We start from the raw sequence: 18,318 nt of genomic DNA on the forward strand, positions 1-18,318 counted from the left end.
CAGGGTCGTCTCAGGGAGCGCGCAGGGCCAGCGCGGCGAGGCGGCGCAGGGAGAGCCGGAGGAAGACGGCGCTCAGCGGCCCGGCGACCCGCCAGCCGATCCGGCCGGCCACCCCGAAGGGCAGGTGCAGGTGCTCCTCCCACAGGATCCTGCTCCCGCCGCCGGGGCGGGGCAGCACCTGGAACCTCCCCGTCCCGCGGACGACCCGGCCGGTGTGGCGGACCTCCACCTCGTCCGGCGGACGCCAGCCGGTGACGTCCATCGTGTCCAGGAACGAGAGCGGGCCGATCCCGGTCGTCGCCGCGAGCCTGCTGCCCCTGCTGTGGCCGTCGCCCTCGACCACCCACGCCCGGGTCAGCAGCATCCACTCGTGGTGCCGGGACCAGTCGGTCAGCACGGCGAAGACACGCTCCGGGCTCGCCTGCGCGTCCACCGTCACCGTGAGAGTCTCCATGCCTGTCCCCATGCCAGTCCATACGCATCGGTCGTCGCCGCCGGACGCCTCCCGTCCCGGAGGCGCGGGCCGTCAAAGAAGCGGGCTATGCCAGGAAGCGGACCGCGTGCGACGTGGCGCCGTCCGCGGCGAACCCGAGCAGGCGCTCACCCTCGTCGGCCAGCGCGTCCCGGGCCGCCGAGTCCAGCGGTGCGAACGGCTCGATCTCCAGGGTCGCCGTCTCCCCGGCCCGCTCGATCCGCCACAGCCCGGCCACGAACCCGTCGACCAGGATCGTCGCCCGGACGATCCCGTTCACCGTGAACACCCGCCGCCGGTGCTCGTCGGCGATGATCCGCCTCCGGTCGGCGTGTGAGAGCAGCAGGTTGTCGAACTCGGGCAGGAACCGCACCGGCGCCTCGGCGTCCGGTTCCGGCGGCGGCGCGCCCGGCACGTCGAGAAGCTCCACGCCGTTCTCGTCCCGGTACGCCACCAGGTCCAGGCCCTTCACCACCGAGCGGAGCCCGGTCAGGCCGGACCAGGTCCGCAGATCAGCGAGCGACGCGGGCCCGAAGGCGGCGAGATACCGCAGCACCATGTCCCCGGCGGCCGAGCCGTCGCCGAGCGGGCGGCCCAGCCACGACTCGGCCGGGACGTGGCGGGCCTGCGACGAGGCGCCCCACACGCCCCGCGGCGGCACCTGCACCAGCGGCACGATCCCGCGTACGGCCCTCGCCAGGGCCTCGCCGTCCGGCCACCGCTCGCCCAGCCGTGCGGCGAGCTCGGTGAACGTGCGGGGCCGCTCCTCCATCAGCGCGCGGGCGGCGGCCTCAACCTCCCGGAGGTCGGCCTCCGGCAGGCGTCCCGCGACCGACGTGCGGAGCCAGCGGTCGAGGACGGGCTGCACGACCGGGCGCAGGGCCAGGCAGTCGTCGGCGCTGACGAGGTGGATCGTGCCGCGCATCAGCACGATCCGCACGACGGAACGGTCGACGAGCAGATCGGCCAGGTCCTCGTGCCGGAAGCCGAGCAGCCGCGTCCACAGGCCGACGTACGCCGACAGGGGCGCCTGGGACTGCATGCCCACCAGGCGTTCGATCGCGGCCGACGCCTTCATGGTGTGGCGGCGCAGCAGCATCTGACGGTCGAGCAGGGCGCGGTTGAGCGCACGTGTGGTCAGGGCGGGGGTGAGCACGCGTGGGGTGAGCACGCCGTCAACCTAACGCCCCCGACCGACATTCCGGCCGCGCCCTGCTGCCGGGATCACTGCCGGGCCCTGCTACCGCGACCGCTGCCGGGATCCGCTCAGGTGCGTACGAGCGGCGTGTCGACGAGGTGCTCGGCGAGGAACCACGCCTGCAGCTCGCCCGTACGGACGACATCGGAGACGAGCAGGTCGTTGGTGCCGTCGTCGCCCATGTCGGCCGCCCGGGAGGCGGCGTCGTGCGCGGCGACCAGGATCGTCTCGTGGGCTTCGAGAAGCCGCGAGAGCATGGCGGGCACCTCCTCCACGCCGTCCGGCGGCCGTGGGATCACGGTCATCTCCGCCACCTGGCGCGGATCGCCGACCGCGACCCCGCCGAGCGTCTGGATCCGTTCGGCGACGGCGTCGATGATCGGCAACTGCTCGCTCGCGTGCTTGTCGAGCAGCAGGTGCAACTGGTAGAAAGTCGGCCCTCGCATGAGCCAGTGGTGCTTCTTGTACAGGCTGTACAGGATCTGCGTGTCGGCCAGGATCTGGTTGAGCCGCTGGCAGGAGTACTCCCGGGTCTCTCTCGGCAGGCCGACGGGGAAGTCCCGGACCGTGCCGAACGACTGGATCTCCACACCCCTCTGGTGCAACCAGGGCTGGCTGCTCGCACGGACTCCGGAGGAAGGGTTGGCAGCCAAGACGTCGCTCCTCACTCATTCGGTTTGTAGCTACCAGTGAGTCTTTCGCCTGGTATGTCCCCTAAACGCCTTCTATAGCGATTTGGCCAAGGTGAACCCTCCGGCCCCGTGCCCGCGTACCTCGGAGGTGTTGAGACTTCCGCGTCACCGCGCCCTCGCGTTCGCCGCCGTCGCGGCCGCCGTCCTGTCGTCCGCCCTGTCCTCCGCCTGCGCCGGCCCGGACGCGACCCCCGTGTACGGCCCGCCGCCCACCGTCGAGCAACTCGCCGCGCGGGCGGGCTGCACCCCGAAGATGCAGATCGACGCGGCGGAACTCCGCCAGGGGCACTGCCACACGCCGATCGGCGACTTCTTCCTCACCACCTTCGCCACCCAGAGGGGCAAGGACGAGTGGATGGACCAGGCGCCGGAGTACAGCCCCCACCTCGTCGGCGACATCTGGACCGCCCTCGCGCCCCGGGACGTCCTCGACCGGCTCCGGCTGAGGATCGGCGGCGACCTCCACCTCAAGGACCACAGGGTCAAGAGCCCCGGGTGAGCCGGGCGCTATCCGGCCCGCAGAGCCTCCTCCCGGCCCTCCGACAGCCGGGCGGCCGTGCGCTCCGCCGTACGCCTGGCCCAGCGGCCGGTGGTCAGGACGGCGAGACCCAGGACGAGCAGGCCGTACGCGGCGGTGATCCAGTGGCCGGTGCGCGCGGCCGGCACGAAACGCGCGCCGGAGGCGGCGGCCACGACGGCTCCGGCGATGGCCACGCCCAGCGACTGGCCGACCTGGCGGCTGGTCGAGGCGACCGCGGCGGCCACTCCCGCCTGCTCCAGCGGCATCCCGGAGACCGCGGTGTTGGTGATCGGCGGGTTCAGCATGCCGAACCCCACACCGAAGATCACGTAGATGCCGAGCAGGAGGGGGAGGGGCGTGGTGAGCGTCACCTGGGCGAGCAGCGCCCCGGCGGCGGCCAGGCAGACGCCCCCGGCGACCAGCGGCGCGCGCGGGCCGCGCGTGCCCACGAGCCGGCCGGACAGCGGCCCGACGATCATCGTGCTCACCGCGACGGGCAGCGTGCAGAGCCCGGCGTCGAACGCGGAGAGGCCGCGGTGTCCCTGCAGGTAGAGCGTGTTGAGGAAGAGGAACGCGCCCAGGGCGGCGAAGCCGGAGACCGCCATGAGGGCCGCTCCGGAGAACGGCGCGCTGCCGAAGAACCGCATGTCGATGAGCGGTTCCGGCCTGCGCAGTTCGTAGGCGACCAGCCCGGCCAGGGCCGCCGCCGCGACCGCGAAACAGGCGGCGCTGACCGCGGCGCCCGCCGCCGGGCCCTCGATGATCCCGTACGTCAGCGTGCCGAGCAGGACGATGACCAGCACCTGCCCGGCCGGGTCGAGCCGGCGTGCGGCCGGCGCCTTGGACTCGGGCACGTAACGCCAGGTGAGGAACACCGCGAGCAGGCCGATGGGCACGTTGATCCAGAAGATCGCCCGCCAGCCGACGCTGTCGGTGAGCAGGCCGCCGATCACCGGGCCGAGCGCCATGCTGATCCCCACGACCCCGCCCCACACGCCGATCGCCTGGGCCCGCTCCCTGCGGTCGGTGAACGTGTTCGTGATGATCGACATGGCGACCGGGTTCATCATCGACCCGCCGACGGCCTGGACGACCCGGGAGGCGACCAGCCAGGCGAGGCTCGGCGCGAGGCTGCACAGCAGGGACCCGGCCGAGAAGATCACCAGCCCGGTCTGGAAGGTGCGCCGGCGGCCCACGCGGTCCGCCGTGGACCCGGCCAGCATGAGCAGGCCGGCGAGCGTCAGCGTGTAGGCGTCGACCGTCCACTGCAGGCCCGAGACCGGCGCGTGCAGGTCCCGCCCGAGGGCGGGCAGCGCGACGTTCACGATCGTGTTGTCCAGCGACACGATCAGCAGGCTCATGCAGCAGATCAGGAGAACAAGAATCCGCCTTCGGCGGGTCATTTACGACACCTCACCACGCAACCGTACAGAAGCGGTCAAAAGTGGGTTGAGGTGGGTCGGGAGGCCGCCCCCGGCGGCCTCCTGGCGGTCTCCTGGCAGGCTCGCGAGGTCAGATCTCCAGTCTGTCCTCGATCGAGCGGAGCTGGTGCCGGGCCAGCGCCAGGTTGGCCCGGGCGCGGTCGAGGGCGAGGTAGAGGAACAGACCCTTGCCGCCGCGGCCGGTCAGCGGCCGGATGAGGTGGTACTGCGAGCCCAGCGTGATGAGGATGTCCTCGATCGTCTCGTTCAGCTGGAGCGCCTCGATCGCCCGCAGCTTGGCCCTGACCACCTCGGTGTTGGCCGCCGCGGCCACCTGGAGGTCGAGGTCCTTGGACCCGCCGAGCGCGCCCAGCGCCATCCCGCTTCCGTAGTCGGCCACCACCGCGCCGACCGCGCCGTCGATGGTCAGCATCTCCTTGAGGGAGACATCCATGTTCGCCATGCGTTCTCTCCTGGTTGGTGTTCGTGTCCGCGGTCGCCCGCTGGCGCTATCCGCGTCCGGCGATGGCGGCGATCCTGTCCGCCGCCCTGCGTCCCTCGATCCGGAGCAGGCCGAGGTTCGCCCCCGGGCCCGCGAGAACGGTGAGGACGAGCGTGGGTCCCGCGGTGTAGCACGCGGTGTGCCCCTGGGCCGCGGAGACCAGCGTCTCCTCCAGCCGCCCGATCTGGGCGAGATCGGTCATCTTCCGGCTCAGCGACAGCAGCGCCGACGTGAGCGCCGCCGTCTGCTCGGTGCCTGTGCCTGTGCCTGTGCCTGCGCCGGTGCCGGTGCCGGTGGAGAGGTCCGTGGTCACGAGCATGCCGTCGACCGTGCACGTGAGCGCCCCGGTGATCTCGGGCGCCCGCTCGCGCAGGACGACCAGCTCCCGATGTATGTCGTGGCGAAGATCCACCGAGGCATCCCTTCCGGCCCGCTTGAGCCACCCGATCACTACAGCGCCTCCAGCGCGTCACGCACTCTGAGCAGCAGGTCCACGTCGGTCACGGCGCCGGCGACCGGAACCGCCGCCGGCCGGGGCGTGCGCGTGGGCAGCGCGGCCGGCGGTTCGTGCGGCTGTTCGTCCGACTGTTCGTCCGACTGTTCGTCCGGCTGTTCGTCCGGCTGTTCGTCCGGTTCCGCCTGATCCCTCGCCAGCAGGCCCGCCGCCGCGAGCTCCCGTACGGCCAGCAGCGTGGAGTAGGCCGGGTGCCCGAGACGGCGGGCCAGCTCGACCGGAGTGGCGGTGGAGTCGGCGGCCAGCAGCAGCTCCCACTGCAACCGGGTGAGCAGCGCGTGGGTGCCGGGAATCCGCCGCAGGGGCGTCACCGGCCGCGCGTCCAGCTCGGCCGACGGCCACGCCCGCTCCAGCCGCGCCCGCCGCCTGGCGCACTCGCGCAGCAGCCCCGGCACGTCGAAGAACCAGTGGACCCCGAGCCAGTGCGCGTCGCCCGCCCTGAACCTGGTCCGGAGCGTCCTCGGGGCGAGCAGGAAGAACGCGGCGTCCAGCGTGGCCGACAGCACGCAGAACTCCAGCTCGCCCCGGCTGAGCACGCCCCTGCTCACGAGCAGCGCGCCGCCGTCCCCGCCCGGCCCGGCCTCCTGCCGCGCGTGCCGGATCCCGGCGGCGTCGATCCGGCCCGACCCGCCGAGCAGGTCCTCCACCCCGGGCGTGGCCGCGCAGTCCACGTACGACACCCGGCCGCGTACGAGGTAGACCGTGCCCTCCTTGCCCACCCGCAGCGAGCCGGTGGCCTCGTCCTGGGCGAGACCGGCGAGCACGGTGTCCAGAGCCGGAGCGGACCCGGGCCGGGTTCCCATCAGGAGGCGACCAGCTCGTCCGTGACGGCGCGCAGCCGCAGCCGGGCCAGGGCGAGGTTCGCCCGCTCCACGTCCAGCCGTACGCACAGCAGCAGCGGGCCGTCGAACATCATCTCCATGGGCCGTACGAGGTGGTAGGACGTGCCCGTGGTCACGATCACGTCCTCGACCCGGAGGCCGGTCTCCTCGGACGCCGTCGCTACGCCGTCGAGCGTGGCGCGGTAGGCCGCGCTGAGCCCGGCGGCCGCCCGGCCGGGATCGGCGATCCCCCTCGCCGCGACGGCCATTCCGCTGGTGTGGTCGACCAGAATGGCGCCGAGCGCGCCAGGGATCGACATGGCCTCCGAGAGGCAGTCCTCTATCCCGATCAACCCGTCACTCCCGTCACGTCACGCCTCGCCGGTACAGCGCGGCCAACATTAGAGGAGCAGGTGGACGGGCCACCCGAGTCGGAAACGGGCTGGGATGAATGGATTAATCCATAAGAATAAGAATTGTTCTCCCCGGACTGGTAATCCCGGTTTTCATGAAATTTCCTCGTATCGAGCGTCTCGGTGGGCAGGGCGCGGGGAGCCTCGTACGGCGGCCAGAATGGGAGGCGTGGAACGGATCCTGGTCAGCGCCTGCCTGCTCGGCCGCCGGGTGCGGTACGACGGCGGGGCCAAGACGAGCGACGACGACCTGCTCGCCCGGTGGCGGGCGGAGGGACGGCTCGTACCGTTCTGCCCCGAGGTCGAGGGCGGGCTGCCCGTGCCCCGCCCGCCGGCCGAGATCGAGGGCGGTGCGGGCGGTGCGGCGGTGCTCACGGGAGAGGCCCGGATCCTGACGCCGGACGGCGCCGACGTGACCGAGGCGTTCCTGTCCGGGGCGCGGCAGGCCCTCGCCGCCGCCCGGTCCTCCGGCGTACGGATCGCGATCCTCAAGGAGGGCAGCCCGTCGTGCGGGTCGCTGCGGATCTACGACGGCACCCACCGCGGCAGGACCACCCCGGGGCAGGGGGTGACCACCGCGCTGCTGGAGCTGAACGGCGTCCGCGTCTTCGGCGAGGACCGCGTCCCCGACGCCGCCCGCTACCTGGAGACCCTCACGTAGCTCAGGGGGACAGCGGATCCGCGGTGACGATGACGGCCTTCTCGTCGGGCTTGTGCACCAGGACGTTGTCCACGTAGGACCGCACCGCGGCGTCCAGGCCGACGTCCTTGCCGGCCGCCTCCGACATGTACCAGCGGTGGTCGAGCACCTCGTGGAAGAGCTGGGCCGGTTCCAGCTTGCGCCGCATGGCGGCCGGGATCGCGCTCACCACCGCCTGGAACACCTCGGCCAGCCAGCGGTGCGCCACGATCGCCTCGTCCTCGTGCCGCAGCCCGTTCGACACCCGGAACGCGTCGAGGTCGTTGAGCAGCCGCCTGGCCTGGTTCTCCTCCACGTCGAGGCCGGTCAGGCGGAGCAGCCGGCGCTGGTGGTGCCCGGCGTCCACGACCTTCGGCCGTACGATCAGCCGGGACGTGCCGGCCTTGCGGCGCACCATCATCTCGGCCACGTCGAAACCGAGCGAGTTGAGCCGGCGCACCCGCTGGTCGACCCGGTGCCAGTCGACCTCCTCGATGATCTCGTCCTCGGTCAGCTCGTCCCACAGCCGGTGATAACGCTCGACCAGCTGGTCGGCGAAGACCAGCGGGTCGATGGTCGGGTGGAGCAGCCCGCCGGCCTCCAGGTCGAGCATCTCCCCGTAGATGTTCACGTGCGCCACGTCGATGTCGTGGGCGCGCTGGCCCTCGCTGATCGCGGGGTGGAGGTCGCCGGTCTCGGCGTCCACGAGATAGGCGGCGAACGCGCCGGCGTCCCGGCGGAACAACGTGTTCGACAGCGAGCAGTCGCCCCAGTAGAAGCCGCTCAGGTGGAGCCGTACGAGCAGCACGGCGAGCGCGTCGAGCAGGCGGGTAAGCGTGTCGGGCCGCACCGAGCCCGACAGCACGGCGCGGTACGGCAGGGAGAACTGCAGGTGCCGGGTGATCAGGGCGGAGTCGAGCTCCGAGCCGTCGGCGGCGCTGCGCCCGGTCACCACGGCCACCGGCTCGACCGACGGCGCGTCGTGCCGGGCCAGATCCCACAGCAGGCGGTACTCCCGCTTGGCGTACCGGGTGCTGATCTCCTTGATCGCGTAGACCCGGCCGGACAGCCGGGCGAAGCGCACGACGTGCCGGGAGATGCCGCGCGGCAGCGTCACCAGGTGGTGGACGGGCCATTCTTCGAGGGGGAGGTCCCAGGGCAGGCGGATCAGGTCGGGGTCGCTGGGGGCTCCGGTGATCTGCAGGGGCACCGATTGCTCCTTATCTGGGGGCTTCCACACAAGTGTCGCGGATAGAGTCGGGCGCTATGACGCTGGTGGACGAGTTCATCGATTGGTACCTGGCCGAGAACCCGGTCATGGCCGCTCTGCTGGGGGCCGACGGGTACGACCGCACGCTGGGCGACTTCAGCGAGGCCGCCTTCACGGGACGGGAGCGGGCGGCCGAGGAATGGCTGCGCAAGCTGTCGGAGGCGACCCCCGAGGACCCGGGGGACGAGATCGACCGCGACCTGGTCGCCGCCCATCTGCGCGGCGCCGTGGCGCTGGCCCGCTGGCCGGAGTGGCGGCGCGATCCGGCCGCCTACCTCGGTCTGGTCTTCGCCTCGATGTTCACGCCGTTCCAGCAGCGCCTCAAACCGGAGGCCGAGCTGGTCGACGCCGCCGTCGCGCGCCTCGCCGAGGTGCCGGCCGTGCTCGCCGCCTGCCGGGCGAACCTGGACCCCGAGATCGCCGCCGACCTGCTGGTCCGGCGCGGCCTCGACCAGGCGCGTACGGGACGCCGGTTCCTGACCGAGACGCTGCCCGCCCAGGTCGGCGACCCGGAGCTGCGGGCGCGGCTCGCCCGGGCCGCCGAGCCCGCCGCCGACGCCTTCGACGGGCTGGTCCGCTTCCTGGAGGACTTCCGGCCGGGGGGCAGCTGGCGGATGGGCGAGGAGCTCTACTCCGCCCTGCTGCGCGAGCGGGAGATGCTCGGGTACGGCGCCCCCGAGCTGCACGAGAAGGGCAGGCAGGCCTGGGCCGAGCTCGACGGGCGGATGACCGAGGTCGCGTCCCGCCTCGGACCGGGCACGTGGCGGGAGGCGATGGAGTCGCTCATGGACGACCACCCGCCGACCCTGGAGGCCATGCGCGCCGAGTACGAGGCCGAGACGTTGCGGGCCCGCGACTTCGTCCGCGAGCGGGGACTGGTGACCTTCCCGGAGGGGGAGGAATGCCGCGTCGAGCCGTCTCCGGAGTTCCAGCGGCCCATCATCGCCGTGGCGAGCTACCTCGCCCCGCCGCCGCTGTCGGCCTCGCGGGACGGGATCTTCTTCGTGCCGTACACGCCGGACGGCTTCACCGAGGAGCAGGTGCGGCAGCGGCTGCGGACCAACTCACGGGCCCAGATGCCCTCGATCAGCGTCCACGAGGCCTACCCCGGGCACCACTGGCACCTCGGGTGGATGGCCGGCAATCCGCGCCGCGCCCGCAAGATCTTCCGTACGCCGTACTTCGTGGAGGGCTGGGCGCTCTACGTCGAGAAGCTGATGCACGAGCAGGGCTACTTCGACACCCCGCAGACCGAGCTCGCCCACCTCGACTGCCGCATCTGGCGGGCCGCCCGCATCGTCGTGGACACCGCGCTGCACTGCGACGACATGACGCCGGAGCAGGCGGAGGAGTTCCTCACCACGAAGGCGTCCCTGTCGCCGGGGACCGCCGCGGGAGAGGTCGGCCGCTACTGCGCCTGGCCCACCCAGGCTCCCTCGTACCTCACCGGCGCACTGGAGATCGAGCGCATCAGGGCCGACTACGCGGGCGACCTGCGGACCTTCCACGACACGATCGCCGGGTCGGGCGGCCTGCCGCTCGGCCTCGCCAGGAAGGCCGTGCTGGGCTGAGCTTCGCATCCCGGGTTCCGGGCGCGTGGGTCAGCCGGCGAGCGCACGTTCGATCACGGCGGTGAGCTGGTCCTCGGTGAGCACCGCGGGCCGGCCCACCCCCAGGGCGCGGACGTAGACCTCACACAGCCATTCGAGCAGGCGGGTCGCCTCGAACGCCTGCTCCAGGCCGTTCCCGATCGTCACCGCGCCATGGCTGGCCATCAGGGCGGCCTGCCTGCCCTCGATCGCGGCGAGGACGCCCCGCGCCAGTTCCGGCGTGCCGTACGTCGCGTACGGGGCGACCCGGACCGTGCCGCCGAGCAGCAGCGCGTTGTAGTGGACCGGCGGCAGCTCGGTCATGGTGGAGGCGACGACGGTCGCGAAGACCGAGTGGGTGTGGACCACGGCCCGCGCGGAGGTCGCCTCGTACAGGGCGAGATGCGTCGGCGTCTCCGAGGAGGGCTTGGTCCCGCCGTCGACCACCCGGCCGGTGAGGTCGAGGACCGGGCAGTCCTCGGGCCGGAGCCGGTCGAGTGCCACTCCGGACGGAGTGACGACGACCAGGTCGCCCTCCCGGGCACTCAGGTTGCCCGAGGTCCCGATCACCAGACCGAGTTCCGCCGCCCTGCGGCCGTACTCGCACAGCTCACGCCGCAGCTCGTCCACTCGCTCGTTCACCTGCTCGTCCACCCCGTCATCCACCCGGCGAATCTACACAATCGGCGGGTTTTCGTGATGTCCTGAACCCATGTACGAGGCTTCCGAGTGGCGTCGCGAGGGTGACACGATCCGCAGGACCGTCGTCGCCCGCGACTTCCGTACGGCCATCGCGATCGTCAACGACATCGCCGAGCAGGCCGAGGCGCTGAACCACCATCCCGACATCGACATCCGGTGGCGCACCCTGCATCTGGCGCTGACCACCCACGACGCGGGCGGCCTCACCGACCTCGACTACAAACTCGCCGCCCGCATCGACGCCATGGTCGCCGACCACGAGGCAGGATCCGCACAACCCTGAAGCACGGGCTCCCGATCTTCGAAGCCCGTGCTGCCCGAGCTGCCCGCGCTGCCGCCGGCCCTGCGCATCGCGGGTGCGGCGTCACGCCGCTGCGCCCGAGCACGGTTCGCGGAGTCGTCCCGCCCCTTGCTGCGGCTTTTTTGGGCGATTTCGTACGGCTGAACCCCCTTATGCGGTGGCTTTGATCGGCGCGTGACTGTGCGATTTGTGCTGGGAGCTGACGACGTCGTGCAGTGATATATGCCGATTTATTTGATTCGCTGTCGCAGCGTCATCCCTGCGCGCCTGTGACTCCAGCAAAATCGCTGCTCAGGGTGTTCGTGGCGCGCTGGTGTGGAAGAATTCATACAGGATTTCGAATCGGCAGGGGAGGTGTGATGGATCTGTTCGACATCGATCCTGAGCGCCTCCGTCGTTCGAACGATACTGGTGATGGCGACTGGTGGGATCAGCTCACCGCCGGCTCGCCCCTTTGGTCTTCCGAGGGCGCACTTGCCCGTGAATACGTGCCGATCGTCGATCCCGATGTACGAAACGACGCGAGCCGGCACGGTATCCCGGCGAATTTCCCCTTCATTCGAGCATTTAAGACTCGTGCGGGTACCGCTGCCGTTGACGACTCCAGCGCTGACGACTCCAGCGCTGACGACTCCAGCGCTGATGAAATCGTGAATGGCCCCGCCCCTGATGGTGCTCCTGACCATGCCGACATCCTCGGCCCTGGAGTCGGTCCCACCGCCCCTGCCCCTCGCGCAGGAGATGCCGACAGCGGCGCCCCTGGCCCTGGCCCTGCCGGTGCCGGTGCTGATGCCCTGGGCGCCGATGCCGCGCGCGCCGATGCCGCGCGCGCCGATGGCGGTGCCGCCGACGGTGCTTTTCCTGACGGTGATCCTCCCGGTTGTGCTTCTCCCGACGCGGCTTGTCCGGATGGCGCCGGGGGTGCCTACAGCGGCGCTTCCGGCGGCGCTTCCGCTGGTGCTTCTGGTGCTGGTGGCAGTGGTGCATCGTCGTGGGTGGCGGTGGCGGCTGTTGGTGAGGCGGCGCGGGTGGTGGCGTTGGTGCCGGTGCCTGAGTCGGCGGAGGTGTGTCTGGCTGAGGCCGAGGAGTTGCTGTCGGCCCGCGACCGCATCACCAGCGCGTTGGCCGCCCGGGTGGGGCGGGTGCACCGGGCCGGAGAGGCGGACCGCCGCTTCTTCCGGGTCCGGCGGCGCAGGAACGGCGGACTGGAGGGAGAGTTCTACCTCCCGGTCGAGGCCGCCGCGCGGATGCAGCACCTGCTGGACGTCTACGCCAAGCCGAAGGCCGAGGGCGACGACCGCACCCCGAGCGTGCGGAACGCCGATGCGGTCATCGCGTTCCTGGAGAACAAGATCGCGACCGAGCTTCTGGTGCTGGTCACCGCCGAAAGCCTCCCCGACGACCCCCCAGCCGACGAACCCTCAGCCGACGAACCCTCACGCGAGCCCGCAGGCACCACCCCCTCAGGCGACTCCACAGCCGACCCCTCTGCCGACCACCCCACCACCGACTCGGTAGACCCAGCCCCGAGCGATGGCCCTGGTCCCGACCTTTCGGGCACCGGCCCCTCAGGCGATCCCACAGCTGACGCATCTGTCGACCACCTCACCAGCGACCCCTCAGACGCCGGCCCGAGCGACAGCTCTGGTCCCGACCTCGGCTCCTGCGGCCCAGGCTCCGTCCCCGGCTCTGACGCCTGCGTCAGCGAGGACTTCGGCATGCCTTACGCCGGCACAACCGACGCCGACAGCGAGCCCTCTGCTTCCGAGCGCCCGGCCACAGGTGGCCCGGCCGTCGTCTGGCCGCACTTCGACGCGGCCGACGGCGACGAGCGTGCCGACCTCGGCGAGGTCGGCGAGGTGGGCGATACCCGGCAGGGTCACGCCGACGAGGCAAAGACGCACAGACACCGAACCTGGAATTCGCAGCGCACTCGTGCGCAGCAGACGCATGCTCCTGATCCCCCGACTGAGCCCCCGACCAAGAGTGACGACACCACTGGCGCTCACACCGAGGACAGTCCAAGCGGGGACTGCCCTAGGGATCGCCGTGCTCACGGCAGCCCCGGCGGGGACCGCCCTGCCGACGACTGCCCAGCGGAGGGCTACCGGCACGCCTCCTGGACAGGCGAGGCACAGCATGAGACGTCCCGGACAGGAGCCGATGCTCCGCCGGGAGTGGAACGCGACGATGACGCGTGGCCGAGGGCGGGGGGCAACAGTCCGCCGGGGGTGTGGTTGCGGGGGTTGCCGGGGTTGATCCTGGCGACCGGGCATCTGCTGCCCGTCTCCAGGGTGCACCGGCTGGCTCGCACCAGCACTTTGGTGCGGATCGTGATGGACGCCGGTGGGCAGGTGCTGGACATGGGCCGCAAGGTGAGGTTGGCGACCCCGGCTCAGCGGCGGGCGGTCTTCGCGCGGTATGCGACCTGCTGGGTGGACGGCTGCCCGCTGCCGGCCACGATGTGCCAGGTCGACCACGCCGAGGACTGGTGCAGCGGCGGGCTGACCGACCTCAAGCTGCTGGGACCGGCGTGCCAGTTCCACAACCGCGACCGCTACCGCCACCCCACCCGCTACACCCGCCGCAAGATCGGCGACGACCGCTGGGCCTTCACCTACCGCAACCCCCGAGACTCCCGAAACCTCCGCAGCACCCGGCGGCGCCTATGACTGTGAACCTCTCGACGCCGCTGGCCGGTCAGCCGAACAGGTCGGCCGGGGGTACGGGGGCGAGGATGGAGTCGCCGTCGTGAATGGGGGCGGCCCCCGCGACCAGCCGGGTCAGGTCGCCGTCCGCGACGCATCGGGCCTGGGTGAGGCCGCCCGCGGCCCTGCGGGTCAGCGCCTCGACGGGCAACTGCCCGGGGGCCGCCGTCAGGATGACGTTGCCGAACCTGCGGCCGCGCAGGATGCCGGGTTCGGCGAGCAGCGCGGTATGGGGGAACACGCGGGCGGCCGTGGAGACGACCCGTTTGACGAAGGGCAGGCCCTTGCCGTCCGCGATGTTGATCAGGGCGGTACCGGAGGGACGCAGGACACGGGCCATCTCCGCCATGTACTCCGCGGTCGCGAGCTCGACCGGCATGGTCGCGCCCGAGAACGCGTCGAGCACGAACAGGTCGGCCGAGGCGTCCGGCAGAGCGGCGGTCGCCGTGCGGCCGTCCGCCACCCGGACCTTCAGCCGGGGCACGGACTTGAGCCTCAGCTGGTCGCGTACGAGCTGGACCAGTCCGGCGTCCGGCTCGACGACGATGTGCCGGGACCCGGGCCTGCGGGCGGAGACGTAGCGCGGGATCGTGCAGGCCCCGCCGCCGACGTGCACGGCGTCGAGCGGGCCCTCCGGCAGGCAGTCGATCACGGCGGCGATGAGCTGTACGTAGGAGAAGTCCAGATAGGTGGGATCGGTCAGGTCCACGTACGACTGGGGCACGCCGTCCCTGATCAGCATCCACCCGTCGGGCCGGTCGAGGTCGCGCAGGAGCTCCACCTCGCCGAAGGTCACTTGATAGCGGCCTGGCAACGGTTCTTTGCTCCTTGCCACCTTTGGCTCCTTTCGCGTGATATGAGAACCGTATGCGGAACAGGGCCCTGCTCGCCCTCGTCACGGTCGCCGCGGCCATTTTCGTCTTCGGCGTGGTCGGCCTCGTGGTCTCGGGCAGGCAGGAGCCGGTGATGGTCGCCACGCCGGTCGCGTCCCCCACCCTTCCGCGAACGCTCCAACTGCGTCCGGACGGCTCGCCGGACGAGACGGCCGCCGCCTACTTCGACGCCTGGGCCAAGGGTGACTACGAGGCGATGCGCGACCTCGTCGACGAGCCGCCGGCCGACTTCGCCGACCAGCACCGCCAGTTCGAGGACGCCGCGCTGTCGAACTCGATGCGGATCACGCCCGGGACCGTGAAACGCGACGGGGACGAGACGGCCGAGGTGCCCTTCACGCAGGAGCGGGACGAGCCGGACAAGGGGCCCTGGCGTTTCGACTCGGTCCTGCGCCTGGCCGTACGGGACGCCACCTGGAAGGTCCTGTGGACGCCGGCCGTCCTGTTTCCCGAGATCGAAGCCGGTGGCCGCCTGGTCAGGACCACACCGACGACCGGGCCGTTGCGCCCGGTGACCCGGGAGGGAGAGGAGTTCCCCCAGGACTCGGACGCCGACGCGTACCTCGACGGGCTGGCGGGCCAGGTGGCGGCGCCCACGAACGGTGTCGAGGTGGGGTGGGAGCTGCGGGTCGAGAACCCCGCGTCGCCGTCGAAGGTCGTCCTCGCCTACACGCCCAAGCAGCAACCGGCCGGCGTGCGGACGACCATTGAGTGGTCGGTTCAGGCGGCGGCGGCCCGGGCGCTCGACGGCGTGCCGCAGCGGGCCGCCATCGTCGCCGTACGGCCGACGACCGGGGAGATCCTCGCGGTCGCCGACCGTCTGGGCGGCCGGGGCGCGTTCGAGCGCAAGTACGCCCCCGGTTCGACGTTCAAGACGGTCACGGCCGCCGCCCTGCTCGGTGGAGGGCTGGCCCCCGACACCACGGTGGAGTGCCCGGCGGTGTACCAGATCCCCTTCCACCGGGCGATCCCCAACTACCACGACGAGGACCACGGGGCGGTCACGCTGCGCCACGCCTTCGCCCTGTCGTGCAACACCACCTTCGCTCGGTTGACGGTCGAGCGGCTGAACGCCGACAGGCTGGTCGAGCAGGCGAGGGCGTTCGGCTTCGGCGTGCAGGGGGAGAGCGGCGGCGGGGAGGGCAGTGGGCAGGGCGGAGGCTACACCTGCGGCAGCCTGAAACGGCCGGAGAACCCCGACGCGCTCGCCGAGGACTCCTTCGGGCAGGGCACGGTCGAGGCGACCCCCCTGTGCATGGCGCTGGTCGCGGCGGCGGTGAAGAGCGGCGAGTGGCGGCCGGCCCGCCCGCTGGCGGATGACGCGTCCCAGGGCGAGCTGCCGCAGAGCGTCCCCCTACCGGCGAACGTGGCGGAGGGGCTGCGCGACCTGATGAGCGCGGTCACCGTCGACGGGACCGCCGCCGAGGCCCACCTGCCGGAGGGGGTGGCCGGCAAGACCGGCACGGCGGAGGACTGGCAGGGCGGCCAGGACCACGCCTGGTTCATCGGCTACCAGGGTGACCTCGCCTTCGCCGTGTTCGTCGAGCACGGCGGCACCGGGCGGAGCGCCGCCGTGCCCATCGCCGCCCGCTTCCTGCAGGCCCTCTAGACCCTTCAGACACCGGGCCAGGCGAACCGGTGGGTGTGGATCCCGAAGTAGGTGAACGCCTCGGCCCTGGTGACGCCGGGCACCCGTTTGACGTGGTCGTTGAGCACCGCGAGGAGCTCGGCGGGCTCCTGGCACACCACCTCGGCGAACAGGTCGAACGAGCCCGCCGTGAGCACCACGTAGATCACGCCGGACAGTTCGCTGATCCGGTCGGCGACCTCGTGCACGTCGCTGTCGACGCGTACGCCGATCAGCGCCATGACCGGCAGGCCCAGCGCCATCGGGTCGGTGACCCCGACGATCTGCACGACGCCCTCGTCGCGCAGCCGCTGCACCCGCTGCCGTACGGCGGGGGCGGACAGGCCGGTCGCCTCGGCGAGCGCGGTGTAGGAGGCCCGGCCGTCCCGCTGCAGCTCGCGCAGCAGGACCCGGTCGATCTCGTCCGGGATCATGCGACCAGCTCGGCGACCGCCGCCGCGAACACCTCGTGGTGCCGGTCCACATCGGCCTCGGTCGTGGCCGGGGACATCAGCGCCATGTTGTGGAACGGCGTGAGCAGCACCCCCCGGTTGGCCAGGTAGACGTGCAGGTAGTCGTCCAGGTCGGGATCGCCGGCCGCGTTCGACTCGCCGCCGTTGCGCGGGGCAGGGCTGGTGAAGCGATACTCGGCGCGTGCGCCCAGCCGGCTGACCGACCACGGCAGGCCGTGGTCGCCGATGATCTCCTCGACACCTTTGGCGAAGCGGGTCGCCAGCTCGGTCATGGCGGTGAACGCGTCGTCGGTGAGCACGTGCTCCAGCGTGGCCCGCATGGCGGCGACCGACAGGGGGTTGCCCGCCAGCGTGCCGCCGACCCCGCCCATGTCGACCAGGTCGAGCCCGTCCATCGCCTCGATCCGCGCGGCGACCTCGGCCGACAGGCCGTACCCGCCGCTCGGGATGCCGCCGCCGACGGCCTTGCCGATCGTCACGATGTCGGGACGCAGGCCCCAGGCCTTCGTGCAACCGCCGGGCCCGGCCGAGAAGGTGTGGGTCTCGTCGTTGATCAGCAGGCTGCCGTGCCGCCGGGTCAGCTCGCGCACGCCCTCCAGGTAGCCCGGCTCGGGCAGCACGATCCCGATGTTGGTCAGCGCGGGCTCCATCAGGACCGCCGCGACGTCGCCGTACGCCAGTTCGCGCTCAAGCGCGGGCAGGTCGTTGAACTCCACGACGCGGGAGGTCACAGTGGGGTCGACCGGTGCGCCGACGTTGCCCTCGCGGGACACCTGCCGGCCGTCCGGGCCGACCACGATCAGCACCTCGTCCACGCTGCCGTGGTAGCAGTAGCTGTTGACCAGGATCTTCGGCCTTCCGGTGATCGCCCGCGCCAGCCGGATGGCCCACCGGTTGGCGTCGGTGGCGGTCAGCGAGAAGCTCCAGTACGGCAGGCCGAACCGGCGGTCGAGCTCGGCGCCGACCCAGGCCGCGTCCTCGGTCGGCATCATCACGGTGGCGCCGCCCAGGCGGCCGAACCGGTCGGCGACCGCCTCCACGGTCGCCCGCGGTGAGTGCCCGGCCATCGCGCCCGTGTCGCCGAGGCAGAGATCGACGTACTCGTGGCCGTCGAGGTCGGTGACGCGGGCGCCGTGGGCCTCGGCCAGGTACAGCGGGAAGCCCGCGGCCGTCTTGTTCATCCACGTCATCGGCACGCCGCCGAAGAGGTGCCCTCTCGCCTGCTCGTACGCGGCGGCCGAGCGCGGGTTCCGCTCCCGGAAGAGGCCACGCTCGCGGTCGAGCAGCCGGGCCAGGTGAGTACGGTCGATCATGTTCCCTGCCTCAGAAAAGCTTGCCGAACCCGGTGTCGGCCACGGATTCTGAAGTAAACGTACACAACTACGTTCGTTTCGTCATCACCGGGGTGGTCGCGTCCGTAGTCGGGAAAACTTCTCGTCTGAAAAATATTTGTCCTGGACGGTAGTAAGGCGGAAACCATTCACATAGTTGACCGACTGTGAGGGAATCATCTCGTCTCCCAG

Annotated in this window: 19 protein-coding genes; 6 read left to right on the forward strand and 13 right to left on the reverse strand. The window is 71.5% G+C overall.

The window, feature by feature from the left end:
* Positions 1–10 precede the first annotated feature (10 nt).
* The 3 genes from HHX40_RS17745 to HHX40_RS17755 all read right to left on the reverse strand — a co-directional run bounded on the left by HHX40_RS17745 (position 11) and on the right by HHX40_RS17755 (position 2,323).
* On the reverse strand, positions 11–454 hold the full coding sequence (locus HHX40_RS17745; RefSeq protein WP_182873888.1) for an SRPBCC family protein: 444 nt from the start codon (positions 452–454) through the stop codon (positions 11–13).
* Positions 455–539: 85 nt separating this feature from the next.
* A complete protein-coding gene (locus tag HHX40_RS17750) occupies positions 540–1,643 on the reverse strand; it encodes a winged helix DNA-binding domain-containing protein (RefSeq protein ID WP_310738162.1) in 1,104 nt (367 codons plus the stop codon).
* Between the two features lie 95 nt (positions 1,644–1,738).
* On the reverse strand, positions 1,739–2,323 hold the full coding sequence (locus HHX40_RS17755) for a Dps family protein (protein WP_182881458.1): 585 nt from the start codon (positions 2,321–2,323) through the stop codon (positions 1,739–1,741).
* A 130-nt stretch (positions 2,324–2,453) separates the two neighbouring features.
* On the opposite strand from HHX40_RS17755, the gene HHX40_RS17760 reads away from it, so the two are divergent.
* Positions 2,454–2,861, forward strand: a complete 408-nt coding sequence (locus HHX40_RS17760) for a hypothetical protein (protein ID WP_182881459.1) — start codon at positions 2,454–2,456, stop codon at positions 2,859–2,861.
* 8 nt (positions 2,862–2,869) lie between these two features.
* On the opposite strand, the gene HHX40_RS17765 is transcribed toward HHX40_RS17760, so the two are convergent.
* The 5 genes from HHX40_RS17765 to HHX40_RS17785 form a co-directional block, all read right to left on the reverse strand.
* A complete protein-coding gene (locus HHX40_RS17765) occupies positions 2,870–4,285 on the reverse strand; it encodes an MFS transporter (RefSeq protein WP_167521575.1) in 1,416 nt (471 codons plus the stop codon).
* Positions 4,286–4,394: 109 nt separating this feature from the next.
* Complete coding sequence (locus HHX40_RS17770; protein WP_111698019.1) at positions 4,395–4,766, reverse strand: hypothetical protein; 372 nt, start codon at positions 4,764–4,766, stop codon at positions 4,395–4,397.
* Positions 4,767–4,812: 46 nt separating this feature from the next.
* Positions 4,813–5,217: a roadblock/LC7 domain-containing protein gene (locus HHX40_RS17775; RefSeq protein ID WP_182881460.1), complete on the reverse strand. Its 405-nt coding sequence runs from the start codon at positions 5,215–5,217 to the stop codon at positions 4,813–4,815.
* Positions 5,218–5,255: 38 nt separating this feature from the next.
* Positions 5,256–6,122, reverse strand: a complete 867-nt coding sequence (locus HHX40_RS37740) for a MarR family transcriptional regulator (RefSeq protein WP_182881461.1) — start codon at positions 6,120–6,122, stop codon at positions 5,256–5,258.
* Positions 6,122–6,460 (reverse strand): roadblock/LC7 domain-containing protein, encoded by a 339-nt coding sequence (locus HHX40_RS17785; RefSeq protein ID WP_244302199.1) that lies wholly within the window; start codon positions 6,458–6,460, stop codon positions 6,122–6,124. Before HHX40_RS17785 ends, HHX40_RS37740 begins: the two co-directional genes overlap by 1 nt.
* Before the next feature lie 262 nt (positions 6,461–6,722).
* Between HHX40_RS17785 and HHX40_RS17790 the strand changes: the two genes are divergently transcribed.
* Complete coding sequence (locus HHX40_RS17790; protein ID WP_182881462.1) at positions 6,723–7,214, forward strand: DUF523 domain-containing protein; 492 nt, start codon at positions 6,723–6,725, stop codon at positions 7,212–7,214.
* 1 nt (position 7,215) lies between these two features.
* Here the strand turns inward: HHX40_RS17790 and HHX40_RS17795 are convergent, their stop codons facing one another.
* Complete coding sequence (locus HHX40_RS17795; protein ID WP_182873882.1) at positions 7,216–8,442, reverse strand: DUF4032 domain-containing protein; 1,227 nt, start codon at positions 8,440–8,442, stop codon at positions 7,216–7,218.
* 56 nt (positions 8,443–8,498) lie between these two features.
* On the opposite strand from HHX40_RS17795, the gene HHX40_RS17800 reads away from it, so the two are divergent.
* Entirely contained in the window at positions 8,499–10,073 is a 1,575-nt protein-coding gene (locus HHX40_RS17800; protein WP_182881463.1) for a DUF885 domain-containing protein, read from the forward strand.
* A gap of 30 nt (positions 10,074–10,103) precedes the next feature.
* Here HHX40_RS17800 and HHX40_RS17805 read toward each other — a convergent pair whose 3' ends face one another.
* On the reverse strand, positions 10,104–10,757 hold the full coding sequence (locus tag HHX40_RS17805) for a class II aldolase/adducin family protein (RefSeq protein ID WP_310738163.1): 654 nt from the start codon (positions 10,755–10,757) through the stop codon (positions 10,104–10,106).
* A gap of 46 nt (positions 10,758–10,803) precedes the next feature.
* Between HHX40_RS17805 and HHX40_RS17810 the strand changes: the two genes are divergently transcribed.
* Together HHX40_RS17810 and HHX40_RS17815 are read left to right on the forward strand one after the other, a co-directional pair.
* A complete protein-coding gene (locus HHX40_RS17810) occupies positions 10,804–11,076 on the forward strand; it encodes a 4a-hydroxytetrahydrobiopterin dehydratase (protein WP_182881464.1) in 273 nt (90 codons plus the stop codon).
* 1,019 nt (positions 11,077–12,095) lie between these two features.
* Entirely contained in the window at positions 12,096–13,766 is a 1,671-nt protein-coding gene (locus HHX40_RS17815; RefSeq protein WP_182881465.1) for a DUF222 domain-containing protein, read from the forward strand.
* 28 nt (positions 13,767–13,794) lie between these two features.
* Here the strand turns inward: HHX40_RS17815 and HHX40_RS17820 are convergent, their stop codons facing one another.
* Positions 13,795–14,637, reverse strand: coding sequence for a fused MFS/spermidine synthase (locus HHX40_RS17820; RefSeq protein ID WP_310738164.1), 843 nt, complete (start codon positions 14,635–14,637; stop codon positions 13,795–13,797).
* Between the two features lie 32 nt (positions 14,638–14,669).
* Between HHX40_RS17820 and HHX40_RS17825 the strand changes: the two genes are divergently transcribed.
* Positions 14,670–16,304 (forward strand): penicillin-binding transpeptidase domain-containing protein, encoded by a 1,635-nt coding sequence (locus HHX40_RS17825; RefSeq protein ID WP_182881466.1) that lies wholly within the window; start codon positions 14,670–14,672, stop codon positions 16,302–16,304.
* 5 nt (positions 16,305–16,309) lie between these two features.
* Here the strand turns inward: HHX40_RS17825 and HHX40_RS17830 are convergent, their stop codons facing one another.
* Together HHX40_RS17830 and HHX40_RS17835 are read right to left on the reverse strand one after the other, a co-directional pair.
* On the reverse strand, positions 16,310–16,756 hold the full coding sequence (locus tag HHX40_RS17830) for an Lrp/AsnC family transcriptional regulator (protein ID WP_182881467.1): 447 nt from the start codon (positions 16,754–16,756) through the stop codon (positions 16,310–16,312).
* Positions 16,753–18,108 (reverse strand): transaminase, encoded by a 1,356-nt coding sequence (locus HHX40_RS17835; RefSeq protein WP_182881468.1) that lies wholly within the window; start codon positions 18,106–18,108, stop codon positions 16,753–16,755. Before HHX40_RS17835 ends, HHX40_RS17830 begins: the two co-directional genes overlap by 4 nt.
* Between the last annotated feature and the right edge of the window lie 210 nt (positions 18,109–18,318).

The sequence above is a fragment of the Microbispora sp. H10949 genome (genome assembly GCF_014161435.1).
GTDB lineage: Bacteria > Actinomycetota > Actinomycetes > Streptosporangiales > Streptosporangiaceae > Microbispora > Microbispora triticiradicis.

Bases quoted from the DNA above. Each gene is read 5' to 3' on its own strand.
- HHX40_RS17745 (WP_182873888.1), bottom strand. From the start codon at position 454: ATGGAGACTCTCACGGTGACGGTGGACGCGCAGGCGAGCCCGGAGCGT.
- HHX40_RS17765 (WP_167521575.1), bottom strand. From the start codon at position 4,285: ATGACCCGCCGAAGGCGGATTCTTGTTCTCCTGATCTGCTGCATGAGC.
- HHX40_RS17770 (WP_111698019.1), bottom strand. From the start codon at position 4,766: ATGGCGAACATGGATGTCTCCCTCAAGGAGATGCTGACCATCGACGGC.
- HHX40_RS37740 (WP_182881461.1), bottom strand. From the start codon at position 6,122: ATGGGAACCCGGCCCGGGTCCGCTCCGGCTCTGGACACCGTGCTCGCC.
- HHX40_RS17785 (WP_244302199.1), bottom strand. From the start codon at position 6,460: ATGTCGATCCCTGGCGCGCTCGGCGCCATTCTGGTCGACCACACCAGC.
- HHX40_RS17800 (WP_182881463.1), top strand. From the start codon at position 8,499: ATGACGCTGGTGGACGAGTTCATCGATTGGTACCTGGCCGAGAACCCG.
- HHX40_RS17810 (WP_182881464.1), top strand. From the start codon at position 10,804: ATGTACGAGGCTTCCGAGTGGCGTCGCGAGGGTGACACGATCCGCAGG.
- HHX40_RS17825 (WP_182881466.1), top strand. From the start codon at position 14,670: ATGCGGAACAGGGCCCTGCTCGCCCTCGTCACGGTCGCCGCGGCCATT.
- HHX40_RS17830 (WP_182881467.1), bottom strand. From the start codon at position 16,756: ATGATCCCGGACGAGATCGACCGGGTCCTGCTGCGCGAGCTGCAGCGG.
- HHX40_RS17835 (WP_182881468.1), bottom strand. From the start codon at position 18,108: ATGATCGACCGTACTCACCTGGCCCGGCTGCTCGACCGCGAGCGTGGC.